We start from the raw sequence: 18351 nt of genomic DNA, 5'->3' as shown, positions 1-18351 counted from the left end.
TCTAGATAGCTTCGCTTCGTTTTAATCTGTTCGGTTCGGATTAGCTTGTTCAGGCGACTAGCAGTCGTAAATAACAAAGCGCCCACCATAATATTGGTGGGCGCTTTTTTGTATCTTCAATTACGTTAATCGTAATCGATTAGCTAGATTAGGCTGGTTTGGTTCTCAATCGAGTCAATACGTCCATTTGCTTTAGGTTCGCCATACCAACATACGCGACTGGCACTAAGAACAATGAGAAGAAAGTTCCGACAGACAAGCCACCTACCAGTACCAAACCAATATTAATTCGACCCAATGAACCAGGACCATCAGCCAGTGCTAACGGCAATGAGCCTAGGATCATCGTGAGTGACGTCATCAAGATAGGACGCAACCTTGAACGAGCACTGCTGATCGCCGCTTCTTGCGCACTGGCGCCAGACTTACGTTTCTCATTCGCAAACTCCACTAGCAAGATACCGTGCTTAGTCACTAGGCCAACCAATGTCAGCAACCCTATCTTGGAGTAAATATTCAGACTTTGACCAAATACCGACAGCGTCAAAATCGCGCCCACAATACATAATGGAACCGTTAACAAGATGATCATAGGGTCGACAAAGCTTTCAAATTGCGCCGCTAGAATCAGGAAGATGAAAATCAACGCCAATACGAACAGCACTTGTGCGCCCGCGGTTGAATCAACTAGATCTTTAACGATGCCATTGAATTCGTAGCTCTGCGCCGGTTTCAATAAGCTTGGAACCGTATCATCAATATAGGCTTTAACATAACTTGCCGTGTATCCGGGCATTAAGTCTGCCGTAATTTCAGCGCTGTCTTTACCCATGAACGTCTTGAAGTTCGATTCCGATGTGACTTGTTTAATCGATACAAACTGAGACAAAGGAAGCCTTTGTCCCGATTGTGAATCCACATACAGCTTATCCAGTACCTTGAAATCACCAAGATCGCTCAGGTTTACTTGAACTTGAATTGGGTATGTATAGCCATCGTCCGCTTGTAGATCTGCTGCTTTCACTGAACCAAGGAATGTCGATAAGGCATTGGTGACATTGCCGTAATCCACGCCAGATAGCACAATCGCATTGCGGTCTATCGACAAGTCATAGCGTAACTGGTCACGCAACATCGAGTTTTTAATGTTGGTCACACCCTCGTAATTCTCTAGTGCCTCTACCACTTTGCTCGCCGTTTCAGACAAGACTGTCGTATCACGGTTCACGGTCGTGAGTTCGAGAATCATGTTAGTCGCAATGTTCAAGTTATCCGCAGAGCGAACCTTGAAAGACATACCATACGCAGATACTGAACTTTGCGCTTTGGCAATAAACTCATTCACCAGTTCATCTGCAGATTGGTCACGCTCTCCCCATGGTTTTAGCAACACGTGATTAGTCGGTGTACCTTCAATGTAAGATAAGTTCGCTTCTACTGAACTATTACCCTTGAACACACTGTTAAGCTGCTCGTTGTTATCTAAATGGTACTGACGGCCAACACCAGTTGGTGGCGTAGAAGTCACCTCAACAAAACCGGTATCTTCCGTTGGAAGTAATACTTGAGGCATTTTCCAAACCGCTAAGGCAGATAAAGCGATCAGTACCAAAGCAATACCACTCATCAGAGCCTTACGATCAAACCATTTGCCCAGTTCTTTGGTGTATAAATCCGATAACACATTCAGTTTCGCATCAACCTTTTGATACCACTTAGCCGGAGTTGATACAGGCTTCATTAAATAAGCACTCATCATTGGCGAAAGCGTTAACGCCACAAACCCAGAAATAATGACCGCTGCTGCTAACGTGAAAGCAAATTGTCTAAACAGGTCAGCGGTTAAGCCCGCCATCAAGCCAATTGGTAAGTAAACAGCCGCCAATGTTAACGTCATAGCAATCACTGGGAAGACGATCTCTCGACACCCTTTAATTGCCGCATTAAACGGTGTCCCACCCTCTTCGATATGACGGTAGCAGTTCTCAGCAACAACAATCGCATCGTCGACCACTAAACCAATTGCAAGGATGATCGCCAAAATCGTCAGTACATTGATGCTAAAACCAAGTACATGCATCACGGCAAACACCCCAATCACACACACGGGAATGGTGATGATCGGAATCGAAGCCACACGAACAGAGCCTAAGAACAAGACAACAACAGCAGAAACGAGAACAATCGCTTCAACCAAAGTCATGAAGCCTTCATCAATCGCCGTTTTAATGAAGTCCGCTTGGTTATAGACCATTTTCATCTCAATGCCTTCTGGCAACTGAGGTTGAATCAGATCAATTTGCTTCTTAACTTTATTAGCAACCGTTACTGGGTTTTCGCTTTTGAGAGGCAAGACCTGAATCGACATTGCTAAGTTGTCGTCTACACGTAGAATACTTGGTGTAAGGCTCTCTTCACCCATTTTGACTTCAGCGATATCACCTATACGAATGATCTTGCCATTATCGACACGAACCACCAAATCTCGCACGTCATCAACGCTGGTGACTTGGTTTACTGGATTGATAGAGAAATCTCGCACTTGCCCCTTGATGGTACCCGCGGTAAACGTTGCGTTGTATGAACTTAAAGTGCCGACAACGTCAGAAGCACTCATGTTGAGCGCCATCATACGATCCGGTTGCAACCAAACACGCACCGCTTTCTCACTACCGCCGTACGGCCCCCAAATACCACCAACACCTTGAATATGTTTAAACTGAGGTACAACTTGTTGGCTAATGTAGTCGTACATATCTTGTTTAGACATTTTGCCAGTGTTCACAAATGTGATGATATTACTTGGCATACTGGTGTCTGATGAGTCGTCGGTGACCGTTGGTTTATCGGTCATGCTCGGCGGGAAGTCACCAATAGCCTCAACACTACTGCGAAGATTGTTCATCAGGCTAGTGTATTCGACGTCATTAATGTCATCTTCAAAGATGATTTTTAGATTACACGTGCCTTCCTGACAATCCGTGGTCATGGTCTTAACACTATCAAGACCCGTTGCCGCGGTGATCAGTTTATCTGCCACATTGCGTGACATAAACTCCGCACTCGCACCATTGATCGCAGCCGTTACCGTTGCTGACGGTGTTTTATGTTCTGGAAAGTACTGGATTGAGAGCTTTTGAAACGACAAAAGCCCAAGCAAAACAATGGTGATACTCAGAACTGACGCAAACACAGGGTGCTTAATACAAATCTCAGGAAGCTTCATTCGTGCTCTCCTTCGATATCGCTTCCTTGCTGTTTGATTGACTACTTTGCTCAGCAGTCACCTTAGTTTTGCTGGCTGCATTTGGCTCTTCTTCTGAATCTTTTGAGTCGTTAGTCCAATCAACCGTCGGCTCTACAGGGTATTGTTCATCAAGTAGTGTTTCAGTGGTTTGTTCAACCGGTTCAGTTACCTTTTGAGGCATCAACTCTACTGTTTTTTGCTCAACATTCGGGTTCATAACCTTAACTAAAGAGGCTTTCTTTAGGTTTTGCTGGCCCGTAACTACTACGTTATCACCTAGCTGTAACCCTTCTTCGACAACGACATATCCATCATTAGTATTTACACCGAGCTCAACGATTCGTTGTTCAATGTTGTTTCCATTTACTACCCAAACGAAACGCTCTGCATCTTTGGCTTGGACCGCGTTTTGAGAAACGACCATTTTCGTTGAGTCTTCACTGGTCATCTGACTCACCTTGGCAAACATGCCCGGAACCAAGCGGTGTTCTGGGTTGGTCACGTGCGCGTGAACCTCTACTCGGCCTGAGCTTTCGTCAACAGCTGGAGCAATGTAGTCTACGACGCCAGAGAAAGCCTCATCAGTAAATGCATCAACTTGGATCGATACATTCTGTCCTAGCTTCGCATTACCTAGGTCCGATTGCCCAATTGAATACTGAACTTCGACAGGATCGAGTTTGATCAAACTGACCAACGCGGTTGCACTATCAATCTTACTGCCCACTGAGTGAGTGAAGTTCGTTAGCTGGCCATCAAAAGGCGCCACCAATAAATAATCATTCATTAGCGCCTCTTTCTGACGGAAGTCAGCGGCTGCAAGGTTCGCTTGTTCTTTTAGCTCTTCAACATCTTGTTGAGACATTGAATCAGGCTGCTTTTTCAGTAGCTCTTGTACTCGCTTTAATTTCGATTTCGCCAGTGCTAACGAGCTTCTCGCTTTATCTAAATCGGCTTTCGCTTTGGTATTATCTAGTTGAGCAATCAGCTCACCTTTCTTAACTGAATCTCCATCTTTGAAATGGATTTCGAGAATTTTGTCGGAAGCGCTAAAGGTCAATGCAGCAGAATCTGTTGCTCTAATTTTGCCGACTTCGTTGATTGAAGAAGTGAATGCTTGTTTGTGAGCCTTTTCAATGGTCACTGGAATCAGGGGCGAGTCTTCGGCAAATGTGGGAGTGATATGTAAGGCAAACAGAGCCAAACAGATTGTTTTACTTAATGAGCTTCCAGCTATTTAAATAATGCTAAAACAGCTAATAATGAGGATTGGGCTCAACTCACTGTCGAGCCCAGCAATGTTTATATGATTCCTAAAGTTCTCGTTCTAAACTCCAAAGTAAAAGTTAAAAACGATGTTGATATTGAACACCAAGTAAAACAGCATCAGCGCTAACATCTGCAGTAATATTGGAACTCGTTCCTGGAATCGTCGTCAGGCTTTCGTCAATATTTTGTGATTCTCCGATAATAAAGCCGATACCTACATCCACCGAGTTGTCATCAGTGAAGTGGTAAGTTCCGCCAACAGTCACCCAGTGACGGTTCACATCAGGTATCGATAAAGAGGTCAGCTCATCGGTTGGAGACATGTCATACATGTAACCAGCACGCAGCACGACGTCTTTCGACATTGTGTAAGTCCCCCCCCACCGATACATGCCCTGCGTCTTTCCATCGATACTCTTTAATTGAATCGTCATAAGAGCCTGAAGTCAGTGAATCAAACTCAGACCAATTCACCCATTGCAGGCTGTAATGAAATGCCCATTGCTCGTTAAGTTGATGCCAACCAGAAAACTCCAATGTATCTGGCAGTGGTACATTCATCTTGTCGGCAGCAACTCCGCCTTTTGTGATGTCACCTTCCACTTCAATATCCGGGCTATACCGGTAGGTAATACCAAATTTATTGCGCTCATTTACCTGATACGTTGCACCAACATTGGCACCTAAACCAAAACCGTCGGCATCAACATCAAGTAGGTTCTTACGGTGAATTTCACCTTCACCGTAGATAACATCAATACCTGCGCCCAAGTTGATCTTTTCAGATAATTCATAAGCGACAGCAAAGCCAACGTTGATGCTTGAGAGTGCCGTTTTTCCTCCAAACTCATCTGCTGAAAATGAGTCATCAAACTCAACATCAGTGCCGAAATTGGAATGCACGGTAGCACCCAAAGTGAACTTTGAGTCTTGAATTGGATGGACGTAATGGATGTTCGGCACTAACGTACCTGCGCTAAGTTCTTGGTCATCCAATGATGTGGTATCACCCATTAAAGGTGTGTAACTGACATTCGACACATCAATTCCGCTATCGATATAGACAGCACCTACCGATAACATAGGTTGTTCGATATATGCCATTACAGCATCACCGGCGAATGCACGGCCTAAGCTTGTTGCAGACCGCGCGTTAAGTTGAAATCCAGCCGCATTAGTCAGGTAAGGGACAAGAGCGGCGGCAGTGCCCAATAAAAGTTTATTCTTCATCTTCAGGCACCTCTGTTTCGATGTGATCTTCGTTATTAATGACAACTACTGCACCGTCACTCATTACCATTGAAGCAACGGCGATTTGTTGAGTTGTCACCGCTTCACGCACGTCAGACATGTTTTCTCCCGGCATACCTGGTAGCCCGTCTTCATCAACAGGACCTTCATACGGGAACAAATATGTACCGTGCCCACCCGTGGTAGTTCTAACAGCGCCACGTTTTTCATTTTTATTGTCTGATGTGCCTGTTATTGGATCTAACCCAAGTGCAGTAATAAGTGGCTCGGTACCAGTGCGAATGTTATCTGGTGCCGTGTTTGGAATTACGCTGTCTGGCACGTAATCGACACCTACATCACAGGTTTCACCACAATCTCCGACGGCTGCTAACAAAAGCGTTGGTTGCTCAGCCTCAACTTGACGAGAGATGAAGCTAGCAGGATCAGCGCTATCAATCGTTGCTTGAACCCCTTGTTTAAGGTCAGTTACAACCAGATCAAAGATGTCATTCTCCAACTAACTCACAAGCAGCGCGTTATCTGTTGAAAGTGCGACAAACTCACGAAGTGCTTCAATGCACTGCTGGTTTGTTGCCTCTGCGGTACAGATATCAGGAATGACAGTCTCAGCAATACCACGCTGAACATCAGGAGACTTCTTAACACCTTCGGACATTTCTGGGCCTAAGGTTTGCGAAGACAAAACCAGATTAGTTAGCCCTTGCCCAGGTACAACAAAGTTCACCGTGTTAAATGCAAAGTCTGAGTTATCACCCAAATTACGAGTAGGTTGGCTGAATTCACTCACCATCACTGACATGATTCACCCTAGTGATTGTCCTATTAAATGAATATCATCCTTTTTTACCCAAGATTCTTGGCTTAACGCGTAGCGAAGACCTAAAAAGTCGGAGACAGATTGTTGAAGGTTAGAACGAAGCGCTAAAGTAGAATCAATATTGATGAAGAACGCCTTGTTTGCTCGAGCACTGATTTCTACTCCTGTTTTTTCGCCATCGTTGGGGTCAGTATCAGTGTTGTCATAACGCATTCGTTCCCCATGATATGGCATATCAATCGCAACAACGGCATAACCTTTTTTTGTATATTCCGCAGCCATCAACGATGCTGTACCGAGCTCCGCAGTAACACCGTGGATGAATATCGCAGTCGGAAATCCGGTCGACGTTTCTATCGGCCTTGGAGTGTCTTCGTAATTTGGCAAATAAATATCAACCGTGATATTGAGGAATTCAATTACATTAGGGGATGACATCTCAGCAGTAGGGAAGCCACCATCAGCATTAGTAATCCATTCATAGAGTGGTGGGCAGTTTTCTTTCGGGTCAAACTCATCAATGGTGCATTCAGACTCTCGATCTTCAGTAAAAGGAGACTCAACACGAGCAGATCATCCCAGATAGAGATCTCTCGTTTTATGAGAAAGTCATGATCAGTGAAGGTGCGGTGCTTTCTTCCGATGCGATGACCTACATTCCACTGAACGACAAAGAACTGTTGTTGGTGACTCAACGCGGGATGATTCATTTCTGCAAGAAGGTCGCTTGTGCTGACTTGCCCGCTTATTCTATTTCGGATCCGGACGTAAATATCAACTAACCTTTCCTCACCAAAAGGCCGAACTCTGTAACTTTTGTGTGACTTAACTCTGGCGTCTGCTATTTCCCAAATAAAGTAGGCGTCAGATTCTAATCTTCTAATCTTCAGATTCAAAAAATACCTTCCTGAATGTAAGAAATGACCCTTTCCTTTTGATTTCTACCACTAAGCTAGAAAAATCATAATTTTATAAACCAAAACCTTCATATGCAACCTCGCACAACAAAAATGATCCAAGCTATATTCTAGCGAGCGATATAATTTGTTTATTAACATCTAAACAACAGTAGTTATGTATGATTTACAACCACAATTAACATCGCAAAAAATGTTTGTCTTAGATCATATCAACCTCAACTATGCCTCGTGCCACAGTGCAGTTTTCTGTACATTCATTGTCATATTCTGAAACACTTTCTTATATTTTTTAAACTTTGTGGAGATTTCTATGTTAGAGCTCTTGATCGGATTAGTGATTACCATCGCTGTTGGTTACTTTATTGTAAAAGGCTATAAGGCAGCGGGCGTATTATTAACTGCTGGCCTTGCCCTACTTCTTATTACTGGCCTTATTGGTCACACAGTTTTACCAGCTAAGGTAGCTTCAACAGGTAACATGGTTACCGACTCACTAGAATTCGTTAAGTACATGCTTCAGTACCGTGGCGGCGGCCTAGGCATGCAAATCATGCTTCTTTGTGGTTTCGCTTCTTATATGACTCACATCGGCGCAAACAACGTGGTAGTTAAACAGTTCTCTAAGCCACTGTCTGTAATCAAATCTCCATACGCACTGCTTGTTGCTGCGTACATAGTAGCGTGTCTAATGTCTCTTGCAGTAAGTTCTGCAACAGGCCTTGGCGTACTATTGATGGCAACACTATTCCCGATGATGACAGCAATGGGTATCTCTCGCCCTGCTGCGGTTGCGGTATGTGCTTCACCAGCAGCAATCATTCTTTCTCCTACATCAGGTGACGTAGTTATCGCTGCAGAAAAATCAGGCTTAGACCTAGATGTGTTTGCGGTTCAAACGGTACTGCCAGTGTCTATCTGTGCAATCATCGTGATGGCTGCGGCTGCTTTCTTCTGGAACAAATACCTAGATAAGAAAGAAAACACACCAATGGAAAAAGTAGACGTTTCTGAAATTGAAACAACGGCACCCGCTTTCTACGCTGCTCTACCATTCCTACCAATCATCGGTGTTTTCCTATTCAACGGCCGTACTATCCCAGGCCTTAAGCTTGATATCTACACTATCGTTGTTGGTTCTATCTTCGTTGGCGCGATCATCGACTACGTTGTGAAGAAGTTCGACGGTGAGAAAACGCTAGAAGACCTAGATTCTTGTTACCAAGGCATGGCAGAAGCATTTAAAGGCGTGGTAATGCTGTTGGTTGCGGCGGGTGTATTTGCTCAAGGGCTAATGTCTATCGGCGCGATTGATAACCTAATTGGCCTTGCTGAAGCAGCAGGCGCTGGCGGTATCGCACTAATGCTTATCCTGACAGGTCTTACGGTTGCTGCCGCTATCGCGACAGGCTCTGGTAACGCACCTTTCTATGCTTTCGTAGAACTTGCACCATCATTAGCAGCGAAAATGGGACTAAACCCTGCGTTCCTAATTATCCCAATGCTTCAAGCATCAAACCTAGGTCGTACTATCTCTCCAGTATCTGGCGTAGTAGTAGCAACATCAGGTATGGGTAAAATCAGCCCATTCGAAGTTGTTAAGCGTACATCGGTACCAGTAATCTGTGGTCTTATCACGGTTATCTTCGGTACGCTGGTATTGGTTCCAATGACGGCTTAAGCCTCAAGTTCCTGTGTTCCATTAACGAAGCACAGAACACGAAGAACACCAATACAGATATAAAATGCTTAAACAAAAAGGCGCTGAACTTAATAAGTTCAGCGCCTTTTTAATATCACTTTCTCAACATCGTTAAAGCTGTGGAGATACGAATAAGCAGCACGGCTTGAAATAGTTTAATTTCAAAGGAACAAGCCCTACTTCATTTCTCCGTAGCGTTCTAGGTAAAGAACGGTTGCAGCGGTACGTGAAGGCACTTGTAGCTTTTTCAGCAGACTCTTCATATGTACCTTAACTGTCGATTCAGAAATGAACAAATGGTCAGCGATCTGCTTGTTACGGTAACCTTTCGCGACTTCTTGAAGGATCTGCATTTCACGTTCAGTCAGTTGATCGAAGATGTCATTGCGGCTGCCAGCGTCGTTTAGGTAACGAGCAACCACACTGCTGTAAGCTTTGTCGCCACTGTGTGCTTGCTTAAGCAGTTCGATCAGTTCATCAGGCTCAGTGTCTTTCAACAGGTAGCCATCAGCGCCCGCTTTTACAATCGCTTCAATGTCTGCAGGGCTGTCAGAGACTGTCAGGATTACAATGTTTGCGCTTGAACCGTCAGTACGAAGTGCTTTCAAGGTATCTAACCCAGACATGCCCTTCATATTGAGATCCAAAAGGATCAAATCAGGTTCTTCTTCATGAGCGAGAGCAACTGCTTCAGTACCGTTACTTGCTTCTGCAATCACTTCGAATTCGTCTTCAAAGCTCAGTAATTGGCTTATACCTCTGCGCATCAATGGATGATCATCAACCAGCATTACTTTACAAATCGTCAACTTTAACTTCCTTCAAACTTTTATATTTCAATATGACTGTACAGCCTTCACCTTGAGCCGTTTCAATCGTTAAGTCGCCATTCAGTCTTGCCGCACGCTCCTGCATAATGCTCATCCCATAGTGGTTCATTTTAGAACTACTTGAGTCAAAGCCGTCTCCATTATCTTTAATCACGACTAACACTTCACCGTCCTCATCGATACAGCATACATCTATCAAGTCGGCATTGGCGTGTTTTATTGCGTTTATTGTTGCTTCACGAATCAATTGAAGCAAGTGAACCTGACTGTGTGCATCAAGTTCAATCGATGAAAGATTATTGGTGAGGTTAATCTTCGCATCGGTTCTTTCACTGAGTTCCTCAAGCATGGTGCTCAAGGCATCTCCAAAGTTGCCCTCTTTTATGGTCAACCTGAATGTGGTGAGTAGCTCTCTTAACTGAGTATAGGCGTCTGCTAAACCATTACCGATTTCCGACGCTATTTGCTCTGACTGCTCTCTGTGTTGCTGCTCTGGTAGTTTACCAATCACACGCTTTAATAATGTAACTTGGATTTTCAAGTATGACAGTGATTGAGCTAGTGAATCGTGTAACTCACGTGCGATCGTCGCACGTTCTTCCATAATAATAAGCTGTTCGGCTTTCTTTTGAGCGCGATTATAATAAATAGCTCGAGATAACAGTTGAATAAAGCTCTCGATCAGCGCCTTGGTAGAATGCCCGTGGTGATAAGAACAGTACAAGTAGCCAAGAATAAGTTCGTTATCATCCAACTTCATCTCGAACTTTTCGTAATCTAAATTCGAATCGTAACCTTCATCCATAATCAATGAACGGCCTGAGTTATCTACGATCTCTAGCCTCAATGATTCAATCCCTTCCAAGCTTACGAGATGCTGCAAGATAGCTCGGAAGTTTTCAGGCGCGATACGCGTCACCGTGAGCTCTTGTGACGAGTTATAAAGTGCCTGCAATGACTGGTTAGCATTTTGTAGTTCTACCGTCTTAGCATCTACTACATCTTCAAGATTGCGATAAAGCACGCCGAGATCTTTCGCCATCGAGTTGAAGGTTTTCGTCAGAATACCCATTTCGTTGTTACTGTTCACTTTGAGTTCTACCTCAAAATCACTGTTCTTGATTCGCTGGCTAGCTCCAACTAAGGCATGCAGAGGTTTAACAACCTGTTTACGTACAAAGTGAACAACAAAAAGAGATATGACGAGAATTCCGCCTAAACCAATACCACCAGCCCACGCCAATTTAATCAGCTTATCTTCAGAGAACTCTTGCAGCTTAAAAACGAAGCCATCGATTTCAGTCACGAAGTTTTCAACTAATACGAGATAGTGCTTTCGATCTTCACTGTTCAATACTCGCTTCAATTCATGCCAACGACCAATGATCAAGTAATAATCTTCTGTGATGTCCGTCGGAACATTCCAACTGACCAACTTGGTCATGGATCGAGAGTAAAGCGATCGCTCAAACTCGTGAATATGAGAATCATAATCAACTGATTCTATTTGAATATCATGGGCTAGACGGTAGCTCTGCATTCGCATTGAACCTGCGACGTTCACCGCTTCTGCATCATTCAAGCTTGAAGCCAATGTAAAGATAGCAAAGCCAGTCGTAGCAACCGACAACAGCAGTATAGACAGCAGTGATTTGGCTATCGTACTCGTTACAGATGAAACCGGTTTTATAAGCAAAAGAGCCTTCCTATTGATAAATGACTTGCCAGCAAGATCGTATTGTCACACATCAAAAATCATAGCTCCATTCAATATGTGATCACTCGCTTCGTAATTTATTGATCTGAGACAATATATGCCCTCAATTAGCCCTAAGGGGGTATTTATACAATTGTTTCTAAAACTACACTACTTGTGAGGACAAATTACAAGATATTAATGGAATAATGACCTACAATTACAACATCTTAGCAACATCTATGGGTATCTAGTGGTAGATCTATCAAAACGCCGTCTATTTTCTAGACGAAAAGTTGATTCAAGCCAGATTCGTTTGCCTTGGATTAAAAACCTAGAAAGCTTTGCAGATGACTGCACTCGCTGCGGTAAATGCATCGAGAGTTGTGAGACTGAGATAATCATTGTAGGCGATGGTGGGTTTCCTACTGTCGATTTCTCAATTGATGAATGTACGTTCTGCTATCAGTGTGCAGACGTTTGTCCTGAACCCATTTTTACGCCAAAGCAAGGAGAGCCTTGGCAAGCAAAAGCACGTATTTCTGATAAGTGTTTAGCGCAACAAAATGTTGAATGCCGAAGCTGTGGTGACATGTGTGAACCTATGGCCATTCAATTTCAACTTAGAGCAGGCAGTGTTGCTCTACCAAAAATCGAGTTAAATGAGTGTAACGGTTGTGGAGCCTGCGTAGCAGTTTGCCCTACTTCAGCTATTCTTGTGAGTAATGCATAAATAAAAATAACGAGAGCAATTTATGGCACTAAATGAAGTGCATATATCAAGTTTAGTCGTGCATGTGAGCCCAGAGCATCTCAATGAGATAAAAGCAGAGATCGAGCAATTCGATAACGCTGAGATCTACGGAGATAGCCCTGAAGGCAAAATCATCGTGGTCCTAGAAACCGAAAACCAAGGTTTTGTAACGGACACCATCGAAGCAATAAACAACATTAAGAACGTTTTAGGGACAGCTTTGGTTTATCACCAAATCGAAACTGGACTAGAAGAAACGGATTTAGAAACTGGAAGCAACAATTCTCAACTTGAGGGTGAAGTATGAAAATGACAAGACGTGCGTTTGTGAAAGCAAACGCAGCTGCATCAGCGGCAGCCGTTGCAGGTGTAACACTACCGGCAACAGCAACCAACCTGATTGCTAGCTCTGATCAAACAAAAATCACGTGGGATAAAGCGCCTTGTCGTTTTTGTGGTACGGGTTGTTCGGTACTAGTAGGTACTCAAAACGGCAAAGTGGTTGCAACTCAAGGCGACCCAGAAGCACCGGTAAACAAAGGCCTTAACTGTATCAAAGGCTACTTCCTTTCAAAAATCATGTACGGCAAAGACCGTCTAGAGCAGCCTCTTCTTCGTATGAAAGATGGCGAGTTCCATAAAGATGGTGATTTCGCACCAGTATCTTGGGACAAAGCGTTCGACGTGATGGCTGAGAAATGGAAAGCATCGCTTAAGAAGAACGGCCCAACAGGTGTTGGTATGTTCGGTTCTGGTCAGTGGACAGTAATGGAAGGCTACGCAGCCGTTAAGATGATGAAAGCGGGTTTCCGTTCAAACAACATCGATCCAAACGCTCGTCACTGTATGGCTTCTGCGGTAGGTGCATTCATGCGTACCTTCGGTATCGATGAGCCAATGGGTTGTTACGATGACTTTGAACACGCAGACGCATTTGTACTGTGGGGTTCAAACATGGCAGAAATGCACCCAGTACTATGGACTCGTATTACAGACCGTCGTCTAAGCCACCCACACGTTCAAGTAAACGTACTATCTACGTACTACCACCGTTCTTTTGAGCTTGCAGACACTGGTTACATCTTCAACCCTCAGTCTGACCTTGCGATTGCAAACTTCATCGCAAACTACATCATCCAAAACGATGCAGTTAACTGGGACTTCGTGAACAAACACACGAACTTCAAGCAAGCAACAACAGACATCGGTTACGGCCTTCGTGACGATGATCCACTACAGAAAGCAGCAGCAAACCCTAACTCAGGTGAAATGACTGCTATCTCTTTCGAAGACTACAAAGCGTCTGTTGCTGAGTACACAGTAGAAAAAGCATCTGAAATGTCAGGCGTATCTGAAGAGAACCTGATCAAGCTTGCTAAGCAATACGCGGATCCAAACATCAAAGTAATGTCTCTATGGACAATGGGTATGAACCAACATACTCGTGGTGTATGGATGAACAGCCTTGTGTACAACATCCACCTTCTAACAGGTAAGATTTCTACTCCAGGTAACAGCCCATTCTCACTAACTGGCCAACCATCTGCGTGTGGTACAGCTCGTGAAGTAGGTACGTTCTCTCACCGTCTACCTGCAGATATGGTGGTTGCTAACCCTAAACACCGTAAAATTGCAGAAGACATCTGGAAACTTCCAGAAGGCACTATCCCAGCAAAACCTGGTAAACACGCTGTTGCTCAAGACCGTGCATTAAAAGACGGTACGATCAACGCTTACTGGGTAATGTGTAACAACAACATGCAAGCTGGTCCAAACATCAACACTGAGCGTCTGCCTGGTTACCGTAACCCAGATAACTTCATTGTTTGTTCAGACCCGTACCCAACAGCAACAGCTCAAGCGGCTGACCTTATCCTTCCTACAGCAATGTGGATTGAGAAAGAAGGTGCTTACGGTAACGCAGAGCGTCGTACACAAGCATGGTACCAACAAGTGAAAACGGTAGGTGAAGCTAAGTCTGACCTATGGCAAATCATGGAATTCTCTAAGCGCTTTACTATTGAAGAAGTTTGGGGTGAAGAACTGGTTGCGAAAATGCCTGAGTACCGTGGCAAAACCATGTACGACGTGCTTTACAAAAACGGCAATGTTGATGCTTTCCCTCTGTCTGAAGCTCAAGAGCTTAACGACGATGCACAAGCACAAGGTTTCTACGTTCAAAAAGGTCTATTCGAAGAGTACGCAGCCTTTGGTCGCGACCACGGCCACGATCTAGCACCATACGATACTTACCACAAAGTACGCGGCCTACGTTGGCCAGTTGTTGACGGTAAAGAAACACTATGGCGCTTTAAAGAAGGTTCAGATCCATACGCTAAGAAAGGTTCTGGTTGGGACTTCTACGGCAAACCAGATGGTAAAGCACTGATCATCAATGCTCCATACGAAGCGCCACCTGAAGTACCAAACGATGAATACGATATGTGGCTATGTACAGGTCGTGTTCTTGAGCACTGGCACACAGGTACTATGACTCGTCGTGTACCAGAACTTTACAAAGCAGTACCGGATGCACTTTGTTACATGCACCCTGCTGACGCTAAAGCTCGTGGTCTACGCCGTGGTGATGAAGTTCTTATCGAAAACAAACGTGGTGAAGTTCGTGTGCGTGTTGAAACTCGCGGCCGTAACCGTCCACCACAAGGCTTGGTATTCGTACCATTCTTTGATGCAAGAATTCTGATCAACAAGTTGATCTTGGATGCAACGGATCCTCTGTCTAAACAGACGGACTACAAGAAGTGTCCAGTTAAGATCACTAAAGTTGCTTAAGCCCTAGGCTTAGAGAAACGATCTTAAGTGTTTAATATTGTGGCTACTTTTTCACCATTTAGAAAAAGTAGCCCTCTCAAAGAATTAGCCTTTAGGCGGAGAAATTAACATGAAAAAACTGATTACTGCCCTACTATCAGCTGGTCTTTTGCTAGCTGGCGTGGCTCAAGCTGAGCTGGATAACCCTGGCGGCATTGGTGGCGTAGAGTCTTTACGTGGTGTAAGTGAACTTGAAGCAACGCGCGCAGCAGACGACTTCAAAAAGTACCCTCGCGACCAAGTGCTTGAAAGCGATTACGTATACCAGCCACCATTGGTACCTCACAATATCCGTAGCTACGAAGTCTCTCTGAACGCAAACAAATGTCTGTCTTGCCACAGCTGGAAAAATGCGAAAGAGATGGGTGCAACAAAAATTAGTGTTACTCACTACATGAACCGTGAAGATGCAGTACTTGCTGACGTTTCACCTCGTCGTTACTTCTGTCTGCAGTGTCACGTTCCTCAAGCTAATGCGAAACCATTGGTAGAGAACGAGTTCAAACCTGTTGACTCACTACGCTAATCTTAGCCGTATTGTAGAGAGGCTATTATATGAAATTATTGAAAGCGTTTTGGAAAAGACTGACAACTCCAAGTAAAGCAGCCGTAGGCCTTGTACTTTTCTTGGGGTTCTCTGGTGGTCTTTTATTCTGGGGGGCATTTAACACGGGTATGGAAGCAACCAATACAGAAGAGTTCTGTTCTGGCTGTCACGCACCTATCGTTGAAGAGATCCAAGAGACGATTCACTACTCTAACCGTTCAGGCGTTCGTGCAATCTGTTCAGACTGTCACGTACCGCATGAGTGGACGGATAAGATTGTTCGTAAAGTTCAAGCATCAAAAGAGCTATATGCTCACTTTATTTCAAAGACGATTGATACGCCTGAGAAATTCAAAGAGCGTCGTCATCACTTAGCTGAGCGCGAATGGGCTCGATTGAAGAAGAACGATTCACTTGAGTGTCGTAACTGTCACCAGTTCGATTACATGGACTTCTCCGAACAGAGTCCCCGTAGTGCGAAACAACACTCAACAGCGCTGGCTTCTGGTGAGAAGACATGTGTAGACTGCCACAAAGGCATCGCACATAAACTACCAGACATGCACGGCGTTGAAGGCTGGCAATAAGGAGCAATTGAATGAGTACTTTAGAGAGCGTAATTTGGCATATCCTAGGTTACAGTGCTATGCCAGTTATCATTCTTGGTGGCTTCGTAGGTGTTGCAGCCGTGTCTCTTTGGATTTTATCTATGGGTAAAGACAAAGAAATCGATTAAGAATCGAGATTGCGTTAACTTTTTCCAGTTATGCTTGAGATAAGTTGACACTAAAAAGCCACTGAATTCAGTGGCTTTTTTATTGTTTGACGTTCTGTACTTTCAAATACGTATACGTACTTTAGGCCTCACTTTCCGGTACGTCTTTCTCTGCGACTTCTGTATCAACGTTCTCTTTATCGACGATAGGAAGTACCTGTTTTACGTAGTTACCCGGCGCCTTGCCAATTACAGGGTGCAGCTCAGAACCTTGATTAAACGGTTCGATTTTCTCATCTGCTTCAAAGCCCTGCAGCCATTGATTCCAGTGAGTCCACCATGAGCCTTCATTGTGAGTCGCATTCGATAGCCACTCGTCTGCAGAATCATCCAAGTTATCGTTTAGCCAGAATCCGTACTTTTTCTTGTCTGGGTGATTAACAATGCCTGCAATATGACCAGACTCTCCAAGCACAAACGTTTTATTACCACCGGTATTCAGTGCGCCACGGTAAGTCCCCTGCCATAAGGCAATATGGTCTTCTTTAGCCGAGATGAAGTAGCTTGGTATTTTGATCTTATTCAGGTCAATCCAAACACCGCCTACTTTCACGCCTTTGTCTTGAACAAGTTTATTCTCAAGGTAAAGCTCACGCAGCAAGAAATTATGGCATTTAGCGGCAACGTTAGTGCTGTCACTGTTCCAGTACAACAGATCAAACTCCATTGGGCTGCTGCCTTTTAGGTAGTTATCAATGTAGTAGTTCCAGTACAAACTGTTTTCACGAAGTAAACTGAACGTCACGCTCAGCGAGCGACCATCCATATAGCCTTTGGCGTCGTTCTGTTTCTCAATCGCGTTAATGATCGTTTCATTGATATACGCACCAACCTCACCCGGCTGAGAAAAATCTAACAGGGTGGTAAAGAAGGTCGCGGTTTTAATGCGCTTCTTCATGCGTTTCGCCGCATAGTAAGCAACCGTAGAAGCCAATACCGTGCCACCGATACAGTAACCTGCTGCGTTGATTTGTTCTTTACCGGTAATGTCTTCAATCGCCGCGACCGCTTTCACTGCGCCTTCCGTGACATAGTCACCGAATTCTTGGTCTTTCTGTGCCTCACCCGGATTACGCCAAGACATCATGAACACGCTGTGCCCTTGCTCAAGCAACCAACGTACCATCGAGGCTTTGTTGCGTAATTCGATGGAACTAAATCTAGAAGCTACGATCTGATCGGCTACACCCATCAATCGTCGTAGCCTCATGCCTAAACCTCGTTACAAAACAACTAACTGGAAGCAGTACAACAAAGCCTTAATCAACCGTGCTTCTCTGACCTTTTGGATTGATGAGGAAACGATAGCTGAGTGGAAACAAAACAAACAAGGCAAGCGTGGTAGACCTCGCCGATTCAGCGACTTAGCCATTACTACCGCACTGATAGTGAAACGCATTTTCTCTATGCCATTGAGAGCGCTACAAGGTTTTCTAGACTCTGTATTTAAGCTGGCTAACATCCCGCTTGTTTGCCCGCACTACACCTGTATAAGCCGTCGAGCTAAGGAAGTTGAGGTTTCATTTAAAACCAAAACCAGAGGAGCAATACAACACCTGGCAATTGATGCCACTGGCCTCAAGGTTTATGGCGAGGGTGAATGGAAGGTCAAGAAGCATGGTATGGTTCTGATGGGAAGCGCAGAGTCTGGCTTAAACTGCATATTGCAGTAGCTACAAGCTCTCACGAAATAGTCGCAGCAGAGCTGAGT

Annotated in this window: 11 protein-coding genes and 5 pseudogenes; 9 read left to right on the top strand and 7 right to left on the bottom strand. The window is 44.4% G+C overall.

What is annotated here, in order from left to right:
* Positions 1-148: 148 nt before the first annotated feature.
* The 4 genes and pseudogenes from L1D22_RS19685 to L1D22_RS19670 all read right to left on the bottom strand — a co-directional run.
* The gene (locus L1D22_RS19685) at positions 149-3226 is read right to left on the bottom strand and encodes an efflux RND transporter permease subunit (protein WP_239830938.1); all 3078 of its coding nucleotides are present in this window, start codon (positions 3224-3226) and stop codon (positions 149-151) included.
* Positions 3213-4484, bottom strand: a complete 1272-nt coding sequence (locus tag L1D22_RS19680) for an efflux RND transporter periplasmic adaptor subunit (protein ID WP_239830963.1) — start codon at positions 4482-4484, stop codon at positions 3213-3215. Before L1D22_RS19680 ends, L1D22_RS19685 begins: the two co-directional genes overlap by 14 nt.
* A gap of 109 nt (positions 4485-4593) precedes the next feature.
* A pseudogene (locus L1D22_RS19675) lies at positions 4594-5746 on the bottom strand (outer membrane protein transport protein).
* Positions 5736-7154 (bottom strand): annotated as a pseudogene (locus L1D22_RS19670) (lipase); the annotation flags it as partial. The pseudogenes L1D22_RS19675 and L1D22_RS19670, both read right to left, overlap by 11 nt.
* Between L1D22_RS19670 and L1D22_RS19665 the strand changes: the two are divergent.
* Positions 7142-7369 (top strand): annotated as a pseudogene (locus tag L1D22_RS19665) (hypothetical protein); the annotation flags it as partial. The pseudogenes L1D22_RS19670 and L1D22_RS19665 sit on opposite strands and share 13 nt — an antisense overlap.
* Before the next feature lie 448 nt (positions 7370-7817).
* Positions 7818-9185 carry an anaerobic C4-dicarboxylate transporter DcuC gene (gene dcuC / locus L1D22_RS19660; RefSeq protein WP_123285646.1) on the top strand — a complete coding sequence of 456 codons (1368 nt, stop codon included), beginning with the start codon at positions 7818-7820 and terminating at the stop codon, positions 9183-9185.
* Positions 9186-9382: 197 nt separating this feature from the next.
* On the opposite strand, the gene L1D22_RS19655 is transcribed toward dcuC, so the two are convergent.
* A complete protein-coding gene (locus tag L1D22_RS19655; protein WP_008219279.1) occupies positions 9383-10015 on the bottom strand; it encodes a response regulator in 633 nt (210 codons plus the stop codon).
* A complete protein-coding gene (gene narQ / locus L1D22_RS19650; RefSeq protein WP_239830937.1) occupies positions 10002-11732 on the bottom strand; it encodes a nitrate/nitrite two-component system sensor histidine kinase NarQ in 1731 nt (576 codons plus the stop codon). The genes L1D22_RS19655 and narQ overlap by 14 nt, the downstream gene beginning before the upstream one ends.
* A 253-nt stretch (positions 11733-11985) precedes the next feature.
* Between narQ and napF the strand changes: the two genes are divergently transcribed.
* The 6 genes from napF (at position 11986) to L1D22_RS19620 (ending at position 16601) form a co-directional block, all read left to right on the top strand.
* Complete coding sequence (gene napF, locus L1D22_RS19645; protein WP_123285648.1) at positions 11986-12465, top strand: ferredoxin-type protein NapF; 480 nt, start codon at positions 11986-11988, stop codon at positions 12463-12465.
* Positions 12466-12487: 22 nt separating this feature from the next.
* The gene (locus L1D22_RS19640; protein ID WP_017058194.1) at positions 12488-12793 is read left to right on the top strand and encodes a chaperone NapD; all 306 of its coding nucleotides are present in this window, start codon (positions 12488-12490) and stop codon (positions 12791-12793) included.
* Positions 12790-15279: a periplasmic nitrate reductase subunit alpha gene (napA, locus tag L1D22_RS19635; RefSeq protein ID WP_239830936.1), complete on the top strand. Its 2490-nt coding sequence runs from the start codon at positions 12790-12792 to the stop codon at positions 15277-15279. Before L1D22_RS19640 ends, napA begins: the two co-directional genes overlap by 4 nt.
* Positions 15280-15388: 109 nt before the next feature.
* Positions 15389-15844, top strand: a complete 456-nt coding sequence (locus L1D22_RS19630) for a nitrate reductase cytochrome c-type subunit (RefSeq protein ID WP_008219291.1) — start codon at positions 15389-15391, stop codon at positions 15842-15844.
* A 29-nt stretch (positions 15845-15873) separates the two neighbouring features.
* The gene (locus L1D22_RS19625; protein ID WP_008219293.1) at positions 15874-16452 is read left to right on the top strand and encodes a NapC/NirT family cytochrome c; all 579 of its coding nucleotides are present in this window, start codon (positions 15874-15876) and stop codon (positions 16450-16452) included.
* An 11-nt stretch (positions 16453-16463) separates the two neighbouring features.
* Positions 16464-16601, top strand: a complete 138-nt coding sequence (locus tag L1D22_RS19620) for a TIGR02808 family protein (protein WP_008219295.1) — start codon at positions 16464-16466, stop codon at positions 16599-16601.
* A gap of 121 nt (positions 16602-16722) precedes the next feature.
* Here L1D22_RS19620 and L1D22_RS19615 read toward each other — a convergent pair.
* Positions 16723-17805: pseudogene (locus L1D22_RS19615) on the bottom strand (alpha/beta fold hydrolase); the annotation flags it as partial.
* A gap of 43 nt (positions 17806-17848) precedes the next feature.
* Here L1D22_RS19615 and L1D22_RS19610 point away from each other — a divergent pair.
* Positions 17849-18351 (top strand): annotated as a pseudogene (locus tag L1D22_RS19610) (IS5 family transposase); the annotation flags it as partial.

Source organism: Vibrio sp. Isolate34 (assembly GCF_022397915.1).
Classification (GTDB): Bacteria; Pseudomonadota; Gammaproteobacteria; order Enterobacterales; family Vibrionaceae; genus Vibrio.
The sequence above is the reverse complement of the archived record's forward strand: the minus strand, read 5'-3'. Positions and strand labels throughout refer to the sequence as shown.

Coding starts and splice junctions, on each gene's coding strand:
- L1D22_RS19685 (WP_239830938.1), bottom strand. CDS start 3,226: ATGAAGCTTCCTGAGATTTGTATTAAGCACCCTGTGTTTGCGTCAGTT.
- dcuC (WP_123285646.1), top strand. CDS start 7,818: ATGTTAGAGCTCTTGATCGGATTAGTGATTACCATCGCTGTTGGTTAC.
- L1D22_RS19640 (WP_017058194.1), top strand. CDS start 12,488: ATGGCACTAAATGAAGTGCATATATCAAGTTTAGTCGTGCATGTGAGC.
- napA (WP_239830936.1), top strand. CDS start 12,790: ATGAAAATGACAAGACGTGCGTTTGTGAAAGCAAACGCAGCTGCATCA.
- L1D22_RS19630 (WP_008219291.1), top strand. CDS start 15,389: ATGAAAAAACTGATTACTGCCCTACTATCAGCTGGTCTTTTGCTAGCT.
- L1D22_RS19625 (WP_008219293.1), top strand. CDS start 15,874: ATGAAATTATTGAAAGCGTTTTGGAAAAGACTGACAACTCCAAGTAAA.
- L1D22_RS19620 (WP_008219295.1), top strand. CDS start 16,464: ATGAGTACTTTAGAGAGCGTAATTTGGCATATCCTAGGTTACAGTGCT.